General features: G+C 62.8%; 13 protein-coding genes. All 13 read left to right on the forward strand.

The window, feature by feature from the left end; translation table 11 throughout:
- Positions 1-103 precede the first annotated feature (103 nt).
- A complete protein-coding gene (locus PLO63_11430; GenBank protein HOI74743.1) occupies positions 104-562 on the forward strand; it encodes a Zn-ribbon domain-containing OB-fold protein in 459 nt (152 codons plus the stop codon).
- 17 nt (positions 563-579) lie between these two features.
- On the forward strand, positions 580-1716 hold the full coding sequence (locus PLO63_11435; protein ID HOI74744.1) for a thiolase family protein: 1137 nt from the start codon (positions 580-582) through the stop codon (positions 1714-1716).
- 12 nt (positions 1717-1728) lie between these two features.
- Positions 1729-2925, forward strand: a complete 1197-nt coding sequence (locus PLO63_11440; protein ID HOI74745.1) for a hypothetical protein — start codon at positions 1729-1731, stop codon at positions 2923-2925.
- A gap of 33 nt (positions 2926-2958) precedes the next feature.
- Positions 2959-3441 (forward strand): Zn-ribbon domain-containing OB-fold protein, encoded by a 483-nt coding sequence (locus tag PLO63_11445; GenBank protein ID HOI74746.1) that lies wholly within the window; start codon positions 2959-2961, stop codon positions 3439-3441.
- 336 nt (positions 3442-3777) lie between these two features.
- Positions 3778-5472 carry a long-chain fatty acid--CoA ligase gene (locus tag PLO63_11450; protein ID HOI74747.1) on the forward strand — a complete coding sequence of 565 codons (1695 nt, stop codon included), beginning with the start codon at positions 3778-3780 and terminating at the stop codon, positions 5470-5472.
- 22 nt (positions 5473-5494) lie between these two features.
- The gene (locus PLO63_11455) at positions 5495-7162 is read left to right on the forward strand and encodes a long-chain fatty acid--CoA ligase (protein HOI74748.1); all 1668 of its coding nucleotides are present in this window, start codon (positions 5495-5497) and stop codon (positions 7160-7162) included.
- Positions 7163-7273: 111 nt separating this feature from the next.
- A complete protein-coding gene (locus PLO63_11460) occupies positions 7274-8281 on the forward strand; it encodes a nitronate monooxygenase (protein HOI74749.1) in 1008 nt (335 codons plus the stop codon).
- Positions 8282-8341: 60 nt separating this feature from the next.
- The gene (locus tag PLO63_11465) at positions 8342-9148 is read left to right on the forward strand and encodes an enoyl-CoA hydratase/isomerase family protein (protein HOI74750.1); all 807 of its coding nucleotides are present in this window, start codon (positions 8342-8344) and stop codon (positions 9146-9148) included.
- Positions 9149-9150: 2 nt separating this feature from the next.
- On the forward strand, positions 9151-9630 hold the full coding sequence (locus PLO63_11470; GenBank protein HOI74751.1) for a YiiD C-terminal domain-containing protein: 480 nt from the start codon (positions 9151-9153) through the stop codon (positions 9628-9630).
- A 25-nt stretch (positions 9631-9655) separates the two neighbouring features.
- Positions 9656-11665 (forward strand): FAD-dependent oxidoreductase, encoded by a 2010-nt coding sequence (locus PLO63_11475; protein HOI74752.1) that lies wholly within the window; start codon positions 9656-9658, stop codon positions 11663-11665.
- Positions 11665-12414 carry a SpoIIE family protein phosphatase gene (locus PLO63_11480; GenBank protein ID HOI74753.1) on the forward strand — a complete coding sequence of 250 codons (750 nt, stop codon included), beginning with the start codon at positions 11665-11667 and terminating at the stop codon, positions 12412-12414. Before PLO63_11475 ends, PLO63_11480 begins: the two co-directional genes overlap by 1 nt.
- A gap of 51 nt (positions 12415-12465) precedes the next feature.
- Complete coding sequence (locus PLO63_11485; protein HOI74754.1) at positions 12466-13821, forward strand: sigma-54 dependent transcriptional regulator; 1356 nt, start codon at positions 12466-12468, stop codon at positions 13819-13821.
- Positions 13822-14126: 305 nt separating this feature from the next.
- Positions 14127-14933, forward strand: coding sequence for a crotonase/enoyl-CoA hydratase family protein (locus PLO63_11490; protein HOI74755.1), 807 nt, complete (start codon positions 14127-14129; stop codon positions 14931-14933).
- Positions 14934-14964 lie beyond the last annotated feature (31 nt).

Here is a 14964-nt window from a genome sequence, read left to right on the forward strand (position 1 = left end):
CTTGAAGCGTCGCACGGGTCCGCGAGCGCCGTATTCATACTCAGTTGATGCGGCCGCCCGGGTTCCCCGGAACCCCGGCCGCGCCGCAGGATGGAGGTTTTTTATGACCGACAGGAAAGACAACGTTCAAAACATGGTCTATTCGGGCCGCATCAAGGTTCCCTATCTCTGGAACGTCGGGAAAACGGGCAGCCGTTTCCTCGTCGCCATCCGGGATAACAAGGAAATCTGGGGCACCAGGTGCCCCGGCTGCGGCCGGGTTTACGTTCCCCCGGTGAAATCATGCGGAGATTGCTTCGTCCCGACGGAAGAGTGGGTCAAGGTCGGCGACACGGGAGTCCTGGAGTCCTTCACGGTGGTCCATTACGAGCATGAAATGCAGCCTCGGAAAGCCCCGCTGGCCTACGGGCTCATCAAGCTCGACGGGGCCGACGGCGCCATTCTTCACCTGATCGGCGACACGGACTTTGCGAAGCTGAAAACAGGCATGAAGGTGAAGGCGGTCTTTGCCGAGCAGCGTGAAGGCACAATCGCCGATATCAAACACTTTACGCCGGCATAGGGAGTCATGGAGGAGATATGAGCAAAATCGCAATTGTCGGTGTAGGTCAGACCACCTGCACCCGCAGAAAGATCGATACGTTCGAGGAAATGGTGTTTGAAGCGGCCTCCAGGGCGCTGGCCGATGCCGGTGCGGAGGTCGGCGACATCGATAACGTGGTCACCGTGTCCAACGACTTCTGGGACGGCCGGACCATCTCGTCCATGGCCGTCCAGGAAGCGGCCGGTTCCTGGGGAAAGGACGTCTCCACGGTGGAGGGCGACGGGACATTCGGCGTTCTCTACGGCATGATGCGCGCGCTGTCCGGTTCGTTCGACACGACGCTGGTCGTCTCCCACATGAAGGGATCCGAGAGCATCATGAACCTGATCACGAACGCCATGTTCGATCCCATCTACCAGCGTGGCCTGGGGATCGATGCAACGTCGGCCGCCGCCCTGCAGGCGCGCTGCTACATGGACATGAGCGGGGCGACCGAGGAGGACTTCGCCCGCGTCTCCGTCAAGAATCACGGCAACGCGAAGAACAATCCCTACGCCCAGCTGCCGATGAAGATCTCCGTGGGGGACGTCATGGCCTCCCGGAAGATCGCCGAGCCGCTGAAGCTCTTCGACTGCTCGCCCATCGGCGACGGGGCCGCGGCCGTGGTCCTGTCCAACAAGAAGGGGCTGAAGCGGTTCAAGAAAGATCCCGTCTGGATCCAGGGTGTGGCACACTGCTCGGATTCCTTCACACTGGGCTACCGCGATCTGGCGAAGTCCAGGGCCCTGAAAGAGGCGGCGAAGAAGGCCTACAAGATGGCCGGCATCAAGAAGCCGCTCAAGGACCTGGACGTGGCGGAGCTCTATGACGCTTACTCCTATATGGAACTCATGTGGTACGAGGGACTGGGGTTCGCACCCGAGGGAAAGGGCTACGAGCTCATCCGGGAGAACGTCACGGGAATGAAGGGAGATCTGCCGGTGAATCCGTCCGGCGGCGTCATCTCCAGCCATCCGGTGTTCGTGGCCGGGATGGTGAGGCTGATCGAAGCAACCCTTCAGGTCCGGGGAGAAGCGGGAAAGCGGCAGGTGAAGGGAGCAAAGACGGCACTTGCCCACGGGGTCAACGGTCCCTGTGGCCAGGCTCACTGCGTGTATGTCGTGGGAGCGTAAGGAGGATATTTTATGGGCAAACGGGTAGCCATTGTCGGTTTTGGTCAGACCTATCAGCGAAGTTCACGGAAAGACGTCAACGGCGTGGAGCTGATCAACGAGGCCGTCGTCACCGCGCTCGCGGAAGCGGAACTGACCATTCGGGATATCGACGCCATCGTCATCGGCAACATGGACCACTTCGAGGGGATCAACTACGTCGACATGTGGTCCGCGGAAGGATCCGGCGCCGTGATGAAGCCGGTCATCAAGGTATGCACGGGAGGCACGACGGGGACGACCGTCGCCATGTGCGCCTATTATCACGTTGCATCGGGCATGTTCGACAGGGTCCTGGCAATCGGCTGGGAGAAGAATTCCGAATCGGATACGACCGGTGCGATCATCACCGCCTTTCATCCGGTCTGGGAGCGGCCGACCCTCGGCGGCGCCGTCGCCGGCCTGGCCATCGAGGCCAGCAAGTACATGCACAACTACGGCGCCACGGAGCGCGACGGGGCGCGGGTCGCCGTCAGGGAGCGGCTCCATGCCCTGAACAATCCGTATGCGCACCTTCACCAGGAGTGGATGAAGGGAATCCCGCCGGAGAAGCTGGTCGACCTGATCGTCGGCTCGGAGCAGAACGCCATGCTCGCCTATCCGCTCCGGATGAGCGACATGTGCCCCCGGACCGACGGAGCCGCGGCGGTCATCTTTGCCGCGGAAGGGAAGGCGGAGAAGATCGCCCCCGTCCCGGCCTGGGTTCACGCCACGGCGAACCGGCACAATTTCGTGTACGCCGGGGACGTGGACATGGATCGCAACACCACCATCGCCGAGGCCTCGAAAGCGGTCTTCAAGAAGGCCAAGATCAAGGAGCCTCTCAAGGAAATCGATGTCTGCGAGCTGTACCTCCCGTACTCCTATGCAGGCCTGAAATGGATTGAGGATATCGGATTCTGCGCCTATGGCGAAGGCCCCAGGCTCCTTTGGGACGGGGTTACGGACATGGACGGCGAGCTTCCGATCAATCCGTCCGGCGGTGTCATGTCTTCCAACGCCATCGGGGCGACGGCCCTGATCCGGGTCGGGGAGGCGGCGCTGCAGGTCATGGGCAAGGCGGGCGCCCGGCAGGTCAAGGGCGGAGACGTCAACTTCGCCTTCGCCACGGGCTTCGGCGGCTGCTACTGGGGCGACATCATGCTGCTGGGAAAGAAGAAGCCAGCGTAATCACGTGAAAAACGCACCTATCGGGAGGAAGTCATGAACGATAAAAAACGGGAAGACGTGGAACTTCTTTCCATCTCTTCAGGCGAGGCCAGCCAGCCATTCAACTGGAGCGTCGGAAAGCACGGTTCCTTATTTTTGCAGCAACTCAGGGACAACAAGAAAATCGTCGGCATCAAATGCCCCGGGTGCCAGCGGGTATATGTCCCCCCGCGGCCGGTCTGCGGCCATTGCTTCAAGGGGCTGACGCTGGACAACATCATTCCTGTCTCCGACGAGGGGACGGTCTATGTCTGCACCATCGTCCAGTTCGGATTCGTGGACCCCAGTACGGGGGTCCAGCGCCCCGTTCCGTACACCTGGGCCTTCGTGAAGCTGGACGGCGCCGATACCTGCCTGACCCATTTCCTGGACAGCACCGATCCGGAGAAGGTGAAGGTGGGGGCTCGCGTCAAGGCCGTCTTTGAGGATAAAAGAACGGGCAACCTGATGGACATCAAGCATTTCAAGGTGCTCTGATCCGGTTTTACCCCGCAGATGTACCGCACCCTGTCCGGGGGATGCCTCCGAAAGAGGCCGCCCCCGGACAGGAGCACAATGCCAAATGGAAACCCTGTGGAGGCGGGGTTTCCACCTTCGTCATTCAAACCTTGAGATTCAGCGAACAAGCATGAACAGGTTCTGACGATTGGTTCGAGCGAACAAGTCCCGATGCCTGGCCGCCGCCTCGGTGAAGACCCGGATCTCGCCACGGGCGCTCCCTCATCCCCGAGGCCATCATCCTGTCCTGCGCATCGCGAAACCTGTCGCCACGCATGATTCGATATCTCAATCTTCGCCATGAAAGGAGATATCATGTCGTTTCAAAGAGTCTGGCACAAGCAGAACCATCCCAGCGTACCTCCCGAGATCAAGGTCCAGAAGAAGACCATGCCGGAGATCCTGGCCGACGACGCCAAACAGTATCCAAAACTGCCGGCCATTTACTACATGGGGAAGAGCCTGTCCTTCGAGGAGTTCGACGGCCTGGTGAACCGTTTTGCCAACGCCCTGACCGGCCTCGGCCTCCGGCGCGGGGACAGGATGGCCATCCTGCTCCCCAACATCCCCCAGGTCCTCATTGCCAACCTGGCCGTCATGAGGCTGGGGGCGATTCCCGTCATGCTGAACCCCCTCTACACGGACCGGGAGCTGGAGTACCAGATCTCCAATTCCGAGTCGAAGATGGCCATCACGCTGGACCTCGTGCTGCCCAAGATCGAGAGGATCCGGGCTGCAACCCGGCTGAAAGACATCATCGCCTGCCACATCAACGACTATCTGCCCTTCCCGAAGAAGCAGCTCTTCCCGCTCGTGAAGAAGGACATGTTCCGGAAGGTGCCGTCAGAGCCCGGGATGCATGAATTCCAGAGCATCCTCGAAAAGGCGCCGGCGACGCCCGTGAAGAACGCGGCCCGCTGGGAGGATACGGCCGTCGTGATGTATTCCGGCGGGACCACGGGTGTCAGCAAGGGGGTGGTCCACACCCATGCCGGCCTCTCCACGAACGTACAGCAGCTTGCGGCCCACATGTACGACATCGAGCCCGGGGATCGTCTGCTGTTCATCTTTCCGACCTTTCACATCGCCGGCCATTTCTGCTCTCACCTGTGCCTCTGCATGAAGCTGACGAACGTCCTCATCCCAAGGCCGGAGCCGCCCCTCCTGGCGGATGCCATCCGGAGCGGGAAGCCGAATTTCATCGGCGCCGTCCCGACCATCTACACGGCCCTTCTGCGGGAGAAAAAGTTCCGGAATGCGAACGTTTCCTTCATCAAGGGGTTCTTCTCCGGAGCCGCGCCGCTTCCCATCGAGATCATCAACCAGCTCAAGGAGCTGACCGGGTCCACGATGCTCGAGCTGTACGGGATGACCGAGGCCGGGATCGTGACCGGTACCCCCTGGCGCAAGCCGATCCGGGTGGGCACTGTCGGCATCCCCTTCCCGAGCACGGACATGAAGATTGTCGACGTGGATACGGGGACGCGGGAAATGGCGATCGGCGAGTCCGGAGAGATCTGCCTGAAAGGCCCCCAGGTGATGAAGGAATATCTCAAGAACCCCGACGAGACGGCCAACGTCCTCCGGGACGGCTGGATGTACACGGGCGATATCGGCATCGTGGACGAAGACGGCTTCCTGAGCATCGTGGACCGGAAGAAAGACGTCATCATCACCGGCGGCTTCAACGTCTATCCCAAGGAGGTCGACGAGGTTCTCTATGAGCACCCGAAGATCCTGGAGGCCTGCACCATCGGCGTCCCGGATGACTACCGGGGGGAGACCGTCAAGGCCTACGTTGTGCTCAAGCCGGGAGAAACCGTGACGGCGGAGGAGGTCATCGCCTTCTGCCGGGAGAAGCTCAGCCCCTATAAGGTTCCGAGGCAGGTGGCGTTCATCAGTGAGATGCCGAAGAGCGCCGTCGGCAAGATTCTGCGGCGGGAGCTCCGGGACATGGAGATGAAGCGGAAGAACAACGCGTCGAAATCGTCCGAAACAGCAGCTGCCTGAAAACACGGGGGGATCTGAAAGGATGGAAGAGCGACTCTGGCACAGGGAGTATATGCAGGGCGTCCCACGGGAAGTGATCTTCGAGGATCTGACGATGCCGGAATATCTCTCGCGCACGGCCCGGCGTTTTCCCCGGAGGGACGCCCTCATTTTCATGGGGAAACGGATTTCATTTTCCGAACTCGATGCGCTGGCAACGACGTTTGCAAAATCATTGAAAAAAATCGGTGTCCGGCCGGGGGACCGGGTGGCCCTGCTCCTGCCCAATGTCCCCCAGATCGTGATCGCCTATTACGGCATCTGGCGGGCCGGGGCCGTCGCCGTTCCCTGCAATCCCCTCTACACGGAAGAGGAGATCGTCCACCAGGTCAAACTGTCCGGTGCGACTGCCGCCGTCGTGCTCGACCTCATCATTCCGCGCGTCATGGCTCTGAAGCCGAAGACGCCCCTCAAAACGGTCATCAGCGCGCATATCAACGATTACCTGCCCTTTCCGGCAAAGCAGTTGTTCCCGTTCGTCAAGAAGGAGATGTACCGTCCCGACGACAGGACGGACGGTTGTATCCCCTTCCTGGAGCTGATGAAGGATTCCGCGCCGGGCGCGACTCTGGAGAGCCCGAAAATGGACGATCTCGCCCTGATCCCCTATACCGGGGGGACCACGGGCGTCTCCAAGGGCGCGATCATCACCCATCGCAACATATCCTGCATCAACCAGATCCTGGGGGCCTGGTTCTTCGATCTCCCGGACGGGCAGGACAGCGAGCTGGCCATTTTCCCCTTTTTCCACATGGCCGGCTTCAACCTCGTGATGAACCTGAGCATCTACAAGGGATGGACGGCCATTTTAGTCCCGAGGCCGGAGCCGAAGGCCGTCATGGAGATGACGCTGAAGTACCGGCCGTCGATCTTCCTGGCGGTTCCGACGATCTATGTGGGCGTCATGGCCCTGCCGGAGTTCAAGAAGGCCGACCTGTCGTTCATCAAGGGGTTTTTCTCCGGGGCGGCGCCGCTCTCCGTGGAGACCATCCAGGCTCTCCGGGACGCCACGGGGGCATCCATCGTGGAAGGGTACGGGATGACGGAATCGACATCCATTACCCACATGACTCCCTGGCGCGGCAAGCTGAAGCCGGGGAGCGTCGGGGTTCCCCTGCCCAACACGGACATCCGGATCGTGGACCTGGACACGGGCTCCGTGGACATGCCCGTCGGCGAGTCCGGGGAGATCCTCTTCAGGGGGCCGCAGCGGTGCCAGGGCTATTACGGCATGCCCGAGGAAACGGCCCAGTCGATGCGGGACGGATGGTTCTACACGGGCGACATCGGCCGGATGGACGAAGACGGTTTTCTCTACATCGTGGATCGCAAGAAGGACATGATCATCGCGGGGGGATACAACATCTATCCCCGGGACATCGACGAGGTCCTCTACCAGCATCCGAAGGTTCTGGAGGCCTGCACGATCGGGATTCCCCACGACTACCGGGGTGAGACCGTGAAGGCCTATGTGGTTCCCCGTCCCGGCGAGACCGTGACCGCGGCGGAGCTGGATCCGTTCTGCCGGCAGAAGCTGGCCGCCTACAAGGTGCCGAAGATCTATGAAGTCGTGGAGAGCCTTCCCAAGTCGGCGGTGGGCAAGATCCTCCGCCGGGAACTCAGGGAGATGGCCATCAAGCAGATGCAGTGACCTCCGCCCGCGGGCCGTTCACCGGCCGGCTTCGCCGGCATGAAAGACCGGGGCCGGACGGGCCCGGGGTGATAACAGAGGCGGATCTTCGTTTCCGCCGGGGAGATGCGCATGTTCAAGACCAGACTGACGGAAATGCTCGGCATCCCACACCCCATCATGATGGGGGGGATGCAGCTCCTGTCCAACGCGGAGTTCACGGCCGCGGCGGCAAACGCCGGGGTGATGGCCTTTCTCACGGCGGAGACGTTCCCCTCGCCGGAGGCGCTGCGCGAGGAGATCCGGAAGACGCGCCGCCTGACGGACCGGCCCTTCGGCGTGAACATCAGCATGCTGCCGGACACAGGGCGTGGCGAGCGCTCGCTGGCCTTCGCCGCAATCGCCGCGGAAGAGAAGGTGGCAGCCGCCGAAACGGCGGGGAGCGATCCGGCGTTCCTGGTCCCGATCCTGAAGGAGGCCGGCGTCAGGGTGTTCCACAAGGTGCCCTCGGTCCGCTTCGCGAAGAAGGCCGTCGCCGGCGGCGTGGACGGCATCATCATCGTCGGTTTCGAGTGCGGCGGGCATCCCGGGATGGACGACGTCCCGCTGTCGATCATCCTGCCCCGGGCCGTCGACGAGCTCGACGTCCCGGTCGTGGCCGCCGGCGGCATCGCCGACGCCCGGGGCTTTGCCTCGGCCCTCTGCCTGGGGGCGGATGGAGTCCTCATGGGGACCCGCTTTGTCGTCACGGAAGAGAGCACCATGTGCGAGAGCATCAAGAGGCGGTACCTGGAGATCACGGAAAACGACACGACCCTCATTATGCGTTCCCTGAAAAACCCCTTTCGGTGCTATAAGAACAGCGCGACGAAGCGGGTTCTCGAGATGGAGGCGAGGGGCGCGTCGCTCCTCGAACTCCTGACGGTCGTGGGAGGACAGGTGAGCCGGGATACCTACGCCAAGGGGGATCCCGACGGCGTGCCCGTCGCCTGCAGCCTGGGAGCCGCGCTCATTCGCGATGTGAAGCCGATCGCCGACGTGGTGAACGACATCGTGGAAGGGGCCCACGCGATTCTCTCCCGGCTGCGGAACATGGAAGAGCCGGGAGCTGGAACTCGTGCCGGCGCCGCACACGCATGACGGTTGAGGACGAGGCGAACCGGGAAGGGAAACCGGGGAACGACAAGCGGGAGGATGACTGTGAACGACTATGTACGCGGTGAAAAGAAAGGCGCCATTTTCTACCTGACCCTGAATCGGCCGGAACAGCGGAACGCCATTACCTTCGAGATGGTCGAGACGATCTCGCGGATGGTCGAGGATCTGATCGTCGATCCCGAGGTCCGGGTCATCATCATGAAGGGAGAAGGCAAGGTCTTCTCGGCGGGTGTCGATTTTGCCTCCCTGGCCGCCCTCGTCGGGCGGTTCATGGCCGATTCGGCCGCCGGCGGGGCATCCATCCGGGCCGACATTTCCCGGTACCAGCATTACATCAACCGCCTGGAGGCCATCGAGATCCCGATCATCTGCGCCATGCAGCACCGCGTGCTGGGGCTGGGGCTGGAGCTGACCCTGGCCTGCGACATCCGCCTGATGAGCGACGACTGCCTCTGGAGCATGCCGGAGCTCAAGTTCGGCGTCGTTCCGGACCTCGGAGGGACGGCCCGCCTGAGCCGGATCGTCGGGGCCTCCAAGGCCATGGAGATCCTGATGACGGGAAGAATGTACACGGCCGCCCAGGCGCTTGAATTCGGACTGATCAATGGTGTATGTCCGGGTGCCTCCCTGCTGGAGGAGGCCGAGAAGATGGCCGGGGACATCATCGCCATGGGTCCCGTCGCCGTAGGCGCGGTCAAGCGGATCGTCAGGGGAGGGGATGGAATCGACCTCATGACCCACCTGGGCATGGAGGTCACGCTCCAGAGCGCCCTCCTCCGCGGCGAAGATTTTCAGGAAGGGGTGAAGGCCCTGATGGAAGGGCGGAAACCGGATTGGAAAAGGAGATGACCATGATTGAAGAGAAGTACAGGCATGTGGCCGATTTTTCCTGCAACGGCATCGAGGGCATCAGGCGAACGGGAATCCGGGTGGTCGAGATGCGGGACCGATACGTCAAGACGCTCATGCCCATCCAGGGAAATGTGAATCATGTCGGGATCATGTATGCGGGCTCCCTCTTTGCCCTGGGAGAGATGATGGGCGGGGCGCTGTTCGGGGCGGCTTTCGATTATTTGAAATACTTGCCCGTTGCAAAGGAAGTCTCCATCCGCTATCGCCGTCCCGCCATGACCGACGTTACCCTGGTCGCGGAGATTTCGGAGGAAGACGTCGCCCGGATCACGGCGGTGCTTGAGGAGAAGGGAAAGGCGGACATTCCCCTCGACCTGGAGCTGAAGGACGCACAGGGGGAAGTGGTCGCCATCGTCCATGGGGTCTGGCAGGGGAGAAAGATTCCCGACGGCTTTGAGGTCCCGTGGGGGAAAGCGTAAATCTGCAACAGGAGTGACCGTTATCATGAAACACATCCGGCTGTTCGAGCCCATCCGGATCAATCGGCTGACCGTCGAGAATCGTACGGTGATGCCTGCCATGGGCCTTCATTACACGGACGACTACACGTTCAACGACCGCTACTCCGCGTTTTACAGGACCCGCGCCCACGGGGGCGTGGGGCTGATGATCGTCGGTCCCCTGGCGGTCGATCTCTATGGCGGGGCTCCGGTCATGCCCGGCCTGTTCGACGACCGGAACATGAAGATCATCTCGGCGCTCAACGCCGAGATGCACAGGGACACGAAGGCGAAGATCGGCGTTCAGCTCTTTCACATGGGAAGAAACGCCCCGACCCGGCTCTTCACGGGAGAGCCGGCCCTGGCGCCTTCCGCCGTGCGGAGCCGGCTCACGGGAGACGTTCCGAAGGCCATGACGGAGGAGGACATCGAGCGCGTACAGGACTCCTTTGCCCGGGCGGCCGGGAGGGCCGTCGCAGCGGGGTTCGATTTCATTGAAATCATCGCCTGCACGGGCTACCTGGTCAGCCAGTTCCTGTCCCCGCTGACGAACCTTCGCACCGACGGCTACGGCGGGTCCTGGGAGAACCGGATGCGCTTCGGCCTGGAGCTGATCCGCCGGGTGCGGGCGGCCGTCGGACCCGATATCGCCTTGGGCATCCGGGTGGCCGGGAACGACTTCATGGAGGGAAGCAACACGAACGCCGAATCGGCCCTCTTTTGCGCGGAGGCCGAGAAGGCGGGCGTTGACGCGATCAACGTGACGGGCGGCTGGCATGAGACGCTCGTCCCCCAGCTCACGCAGGGCGTTCCTCCCGGTGCCTACGCCTATCTGGCCCGGGGCATCCGGGAAAAGGTTTCCGTTCCCGTGTTCGCCTCCAACCGCCTGGGCGACCCCGATGTCGCGGAGCGGGTCCTCCGGTCGGGGGCGGCCGACATGATCTGCTGGGGACGGCCGCTGATCGCCGATCCGGATCTGCCCCGTAAGGTCAGAGAGGGCCGACTCGACGAGATCATCCGCTGCGTCTCCTGCAACCAGGGCTGCTTCGACAGTGTGTTCCTGGCGAGGGGGATTTTCTGTGCCGTGAATCCGACCGTCGGGCACGAGGGGGAACCGCCGGCAGAGAAATCCTTGAAGCGGAAGAATGTGTTTGTCGCCGGGGGCGGCCCGGCGGGGATGCAGTTTGCATTGACCGCCTCCGGACGCGGCCATGCGGTCACGATTTTCGAAAAGGAACAGGGCCTGGGAGGCCAGATCCCCGTTGCAGCGGGTCCGCCGGCCAAGGGGGAGCTTCTCCACATCCGGGACGGCATGGCGAAACGGCTCGGTCGGACGGACGTGGAGATCCGGTTCGGCCGTTCCCTGACGGCCGAGGACGTGAAGCGGGAGCGGCCCGACGCCGTGGTCGTGGCCACGGGGGCGGAGCCGATCGCCATCCGCGTTCCGGGCATCGACAAGCCCCACGTTGTTGACGCCTGGGACGTGCTCCGGGGGAATGTCGCCCACATCGGGAAAAGGGTCGTCGTCGTCGGAGGAAACGCCGTCGGCTGCGAGACGGCGGAATGGATCGCCACGGATGGGCTGCCGGACCCGGAGACGTTCATGTTTCTTGCCTGCCACGGCGCGGAAGCCCCGGAAAAGCTGCAGTCCCTGGGGGTCTGCAACGGCCGCGGCATCACCGTGATCGACATGGTGGACCGCATCGGGGCCAACGTAGGGCCGTCCACCCGCTGGGTGCTCATGCAGAGCCTGAAGCGGCACGGTGTGGAGCTTCGCACCGGGACGAGGCTGGTCGAGATCCTCGATGACGCTGTTGTCGTCGAGACGGGCGCGGGACGGGAGCGCATCGGGGCGGATACGGTGGTCATGGCCGTCGGGTCCAGGTCCGTGAACGGCCTGGTGGAAGAGCTTCGACTCACGGGCGTCGAGGTGATTGTCATCGGCGATGCGAAAACACCCAGGAAATTCAGCGACGCCATCGCCGAGGGGTATGCAGAGGCCCGGAACCTGTAATGGCGGGACGCAGCAGCAACGGAGCGGTGAAATACAACGTCCCCGGCATCCTGTCGGTTCTCCTGATTCCCGGATCGGATAAGGCGGACTGGGCAGGGATCGGGGACGCGGTCCTGGTCGACGGGCAGCGGCGCATCGTGGCCGTCGCGGACGGCCCGGAACGGAATCCCGATGCCTCCTCCGCTTTTCTGAGGCGTTTTCAGGCGGGGATGTCCGATCTGATGGAGCCCGGGAGGGCCTGGTCGTTCATGAACGGCGGCTTCACGCACCTGGTTTCCGCCACCAACCTGCTGGTCCGCGAGACCTCCTACCATGGCGGGACGACGTTTTCCGCCGTGGTTCTCGGGCAGGACAACCGGTATGCCGTCCTGCATGCGGGGGACAGCCTGATCTTCCGGCTCCGGCCGTCGACGGGCGAAGTCGTTCAGCTCAGCCGGACCAACCACTGCCTGGTCGGACGGTCGGCGGGCCTCTTTCAGGCCGAGGAGGCGTCCTTTCTGGATCAGGACATGTTTCTTGTTGCGTCCGACGGACTGACGTCCCTGGCGCGCAGTTGCGGACAGGGAACGGCGGCGTTCGTCGACGGCCTGATGAGGACATGTGCGTCCATCCCGGACATGATCGAGAGCATCTGCGAATCCGCCCGCCGGATCGAGCGGGGGCTTGACGACATCGGTGTCGTGGTCGTGAAGCCCGGGCGGCTGTCCGGAGCCGGGGAAGAGATTCCGGCTCCGTCGCTATTTCCATGAACGGCACCGCCCGGTCCGGGGGGGACGGGCGGCCGATGACCAGGAGTCGCCATGAAGTCAACCATTCTCATTGTCGATGATACGCAGTTGATCGCCGAATCTCTCCGGAAGGCCCTTTCCCGGGAAGGGTACGACATCCTCACCGCGGCAACGGGGAAGGACGCCCTCCTGTCCTACGAGGAAAACGGTCCGGACCTGATCCTGCTGGACGTCAAGCTGCCGGACATCGACGGCATCCAGGTCCTGCAGAAAATCCGGCAGGTGGACGCGAAGACCCCCATCATCGTGATGACGGCCTACAGCGGGATCAAGGGAGCCGTGGAGGCCATGAAGTCCGGGGCCTACGATTACGTCGCCAAGCCCTTCGACATCGACGAGCTGAAGATCATTGTCGCGCGCTGCCTGGCGTCCCGCAAGGTCGAGGCCGAGGTCGATCACATGCGGTCGACGAAGAAGGAGCTTTACAGCTTCAGCAGGATCATCACCTGCAGCCCCAAGATGAAGACGATCATCGACATGAGCCAGCGGGTGGCCCTCGGCAGCCGCTCCACGGTCCTCATCCAGGGCGAAAGCGGGACGGGTAAGGAGCTGTTTGCCAATGCCATCCACTACAGCAGCCAGAGGACGAACTATCCGCTGGTGGCCGTGAACTGCGCCATGCTCTCGGAGGGTGTGCTGGAGAGCGAGCTCTTCGGGCATGAGAAGGGGGCTTTCACGGGCGCTGTCAAGCAGAAGAAGGGCGTCTTCGAGCTGGCCGACCAGGGTACGCTCTTTCTGGACGAGATCGGCGAAATCAGCCCGGCGACCCAGATCAAGCTCCTGCGGTTCCTGGAGGAAAGAGAGCTGCAGCGGGTGGGCGGGACCAAAAAGATCAACGTGGACGTGCGGATCATTGCCGCCACGAACCGCAACCTGATGAAGAGGGTCGAAGAGGGCCGGTTCCGGGAGGATCTCTACTACCGCCTGAATGTGATCGCCTTCAACATTCCTCCGCTCCGTGAGCGACGCGAGGACGTCCCCCTCCTGACGGACCACTTCCTGGATCTGTACGGCCGCCTGCTGGGGAAAAGCGGCCGTCGCCTGAGCCGGGAAGCGATGGACGCCCTCTCCCGCTATCCCTGGCCCGGGAACGTCCGGGAACTGAGGAACGTGATCGAGAGGGCCGTGCTCCTGAGCGACGGCCCGGAGATCGGCGTGCAGGACGTTCCCCTGGAGATCTCGGGACGACACAACGGCCCGGAGGGGTCGGGCGTGAAATACATTGAAGACATGCCCCTGGATCTGCTCATCAAGAACTACACCGAGAGCATCCTGGCCCGCTACAGAAGCAATCGGACGAAGGCCTCGGAGGTCCTGGGCATCACGAGGCAGAGGCTGCGAAGGATTCTCAAGTCCCAGCCGGATTAAATCGAACCGCAGGCCGATTCAATTTCATCCGCAGGTATCCTTTTGAATCCATTGAAGATGGGTAAAGGCGGGCTTCCGCCGACGGCCGGAAGTGGATGGTCCTCATCCAGCAGCCCGTGCCCGACGCCGTTTTCTCCGGGAGTCGCCCTTTTCCTCCCGTTTCCCCCGTGCACCGCAGCCCCGTTCCTGCGGGGGTTTTCGCGCCCTGGAGCGGACCGGCCGCCGTCCGTCCGGGCCGGCGGGCATGTCTTTTGCTGCATGGGCGGCGTTCCGTGATTGCATACCTCAATTCAAGGAGGGTGGCTATGGAGAAGAAGGATCCTTTCCGGGTAGAGCGCGAGGGACACGTTGCCTGGCTGGTCCTGGACCGTCCCGAGAAGCGAAATTCCATGGGATTGAATTTCTACGACGAGCTTGGGAGGCACTTCCGGGCCTTCGATGAAGATCCCGACGTGCGCGTCGTGGTGATCCGGGCGGAGGGGAAGTGCTTCACCTCGGGAACCGACCTGGGCGAACTGGCGACGTTCTACGGCCAGAAGAATGCCGGGCAGCGGGAGGACCTACGCATCACGATCCGCAACGCCCAGCAGGGCATGGACTGGGTCGAGCGCTGCCGGAAACCCGTCATTGCCGCGGTGCACGGCCACTGTCTCGGTGGCGGCGTCGATCTCCTGTCGGCCTGCGACATCCGCATCGCCTCCCGGGACGCTGTTTTCAGCGTCCGGGAAGTGCGGGTGGCCTTCATTGCCGACGTTGGGACCCTGCAGCGGCTTCCGCACATCATTGGGCACGGCTGGTTCCGCGACCTCGCCCTGACGGGCCGGGATTTCGGGGCCGAGGAGGCCCTGAAAATGGGGTTCATCACCGGGATTTACGACGACCGGGAGGCCGTCGTCGAGGGAGCGGGGAAACTGGCCGGGCAGATCGCGTCCTATTCGCCCCTGGCCGTGCAGGGCACGAAGGACGTCCTCTTGTACAGCCGGGACAAGGGGATTCAGGCCGGCCTGGAATACACCGCCCAGAAGAACGCCGCCGTCGTTCCCTCCGAGGACATGATCGAGGCCGCCATGGCGTTCATGGAGAAAAGGGCGCCCGTCTACAAGGGAAAATAGATGCCCGGTCCCGGTCCGGACCAGGGTGAAG

It is taken from the genome of Syntrophales bacterium, from assembly GCA_035363115.1.
Lineage (GTDB): Bacteria > Desulfobacterota > Syntrophia > Syntrophales > PHBD01 > PHBD01.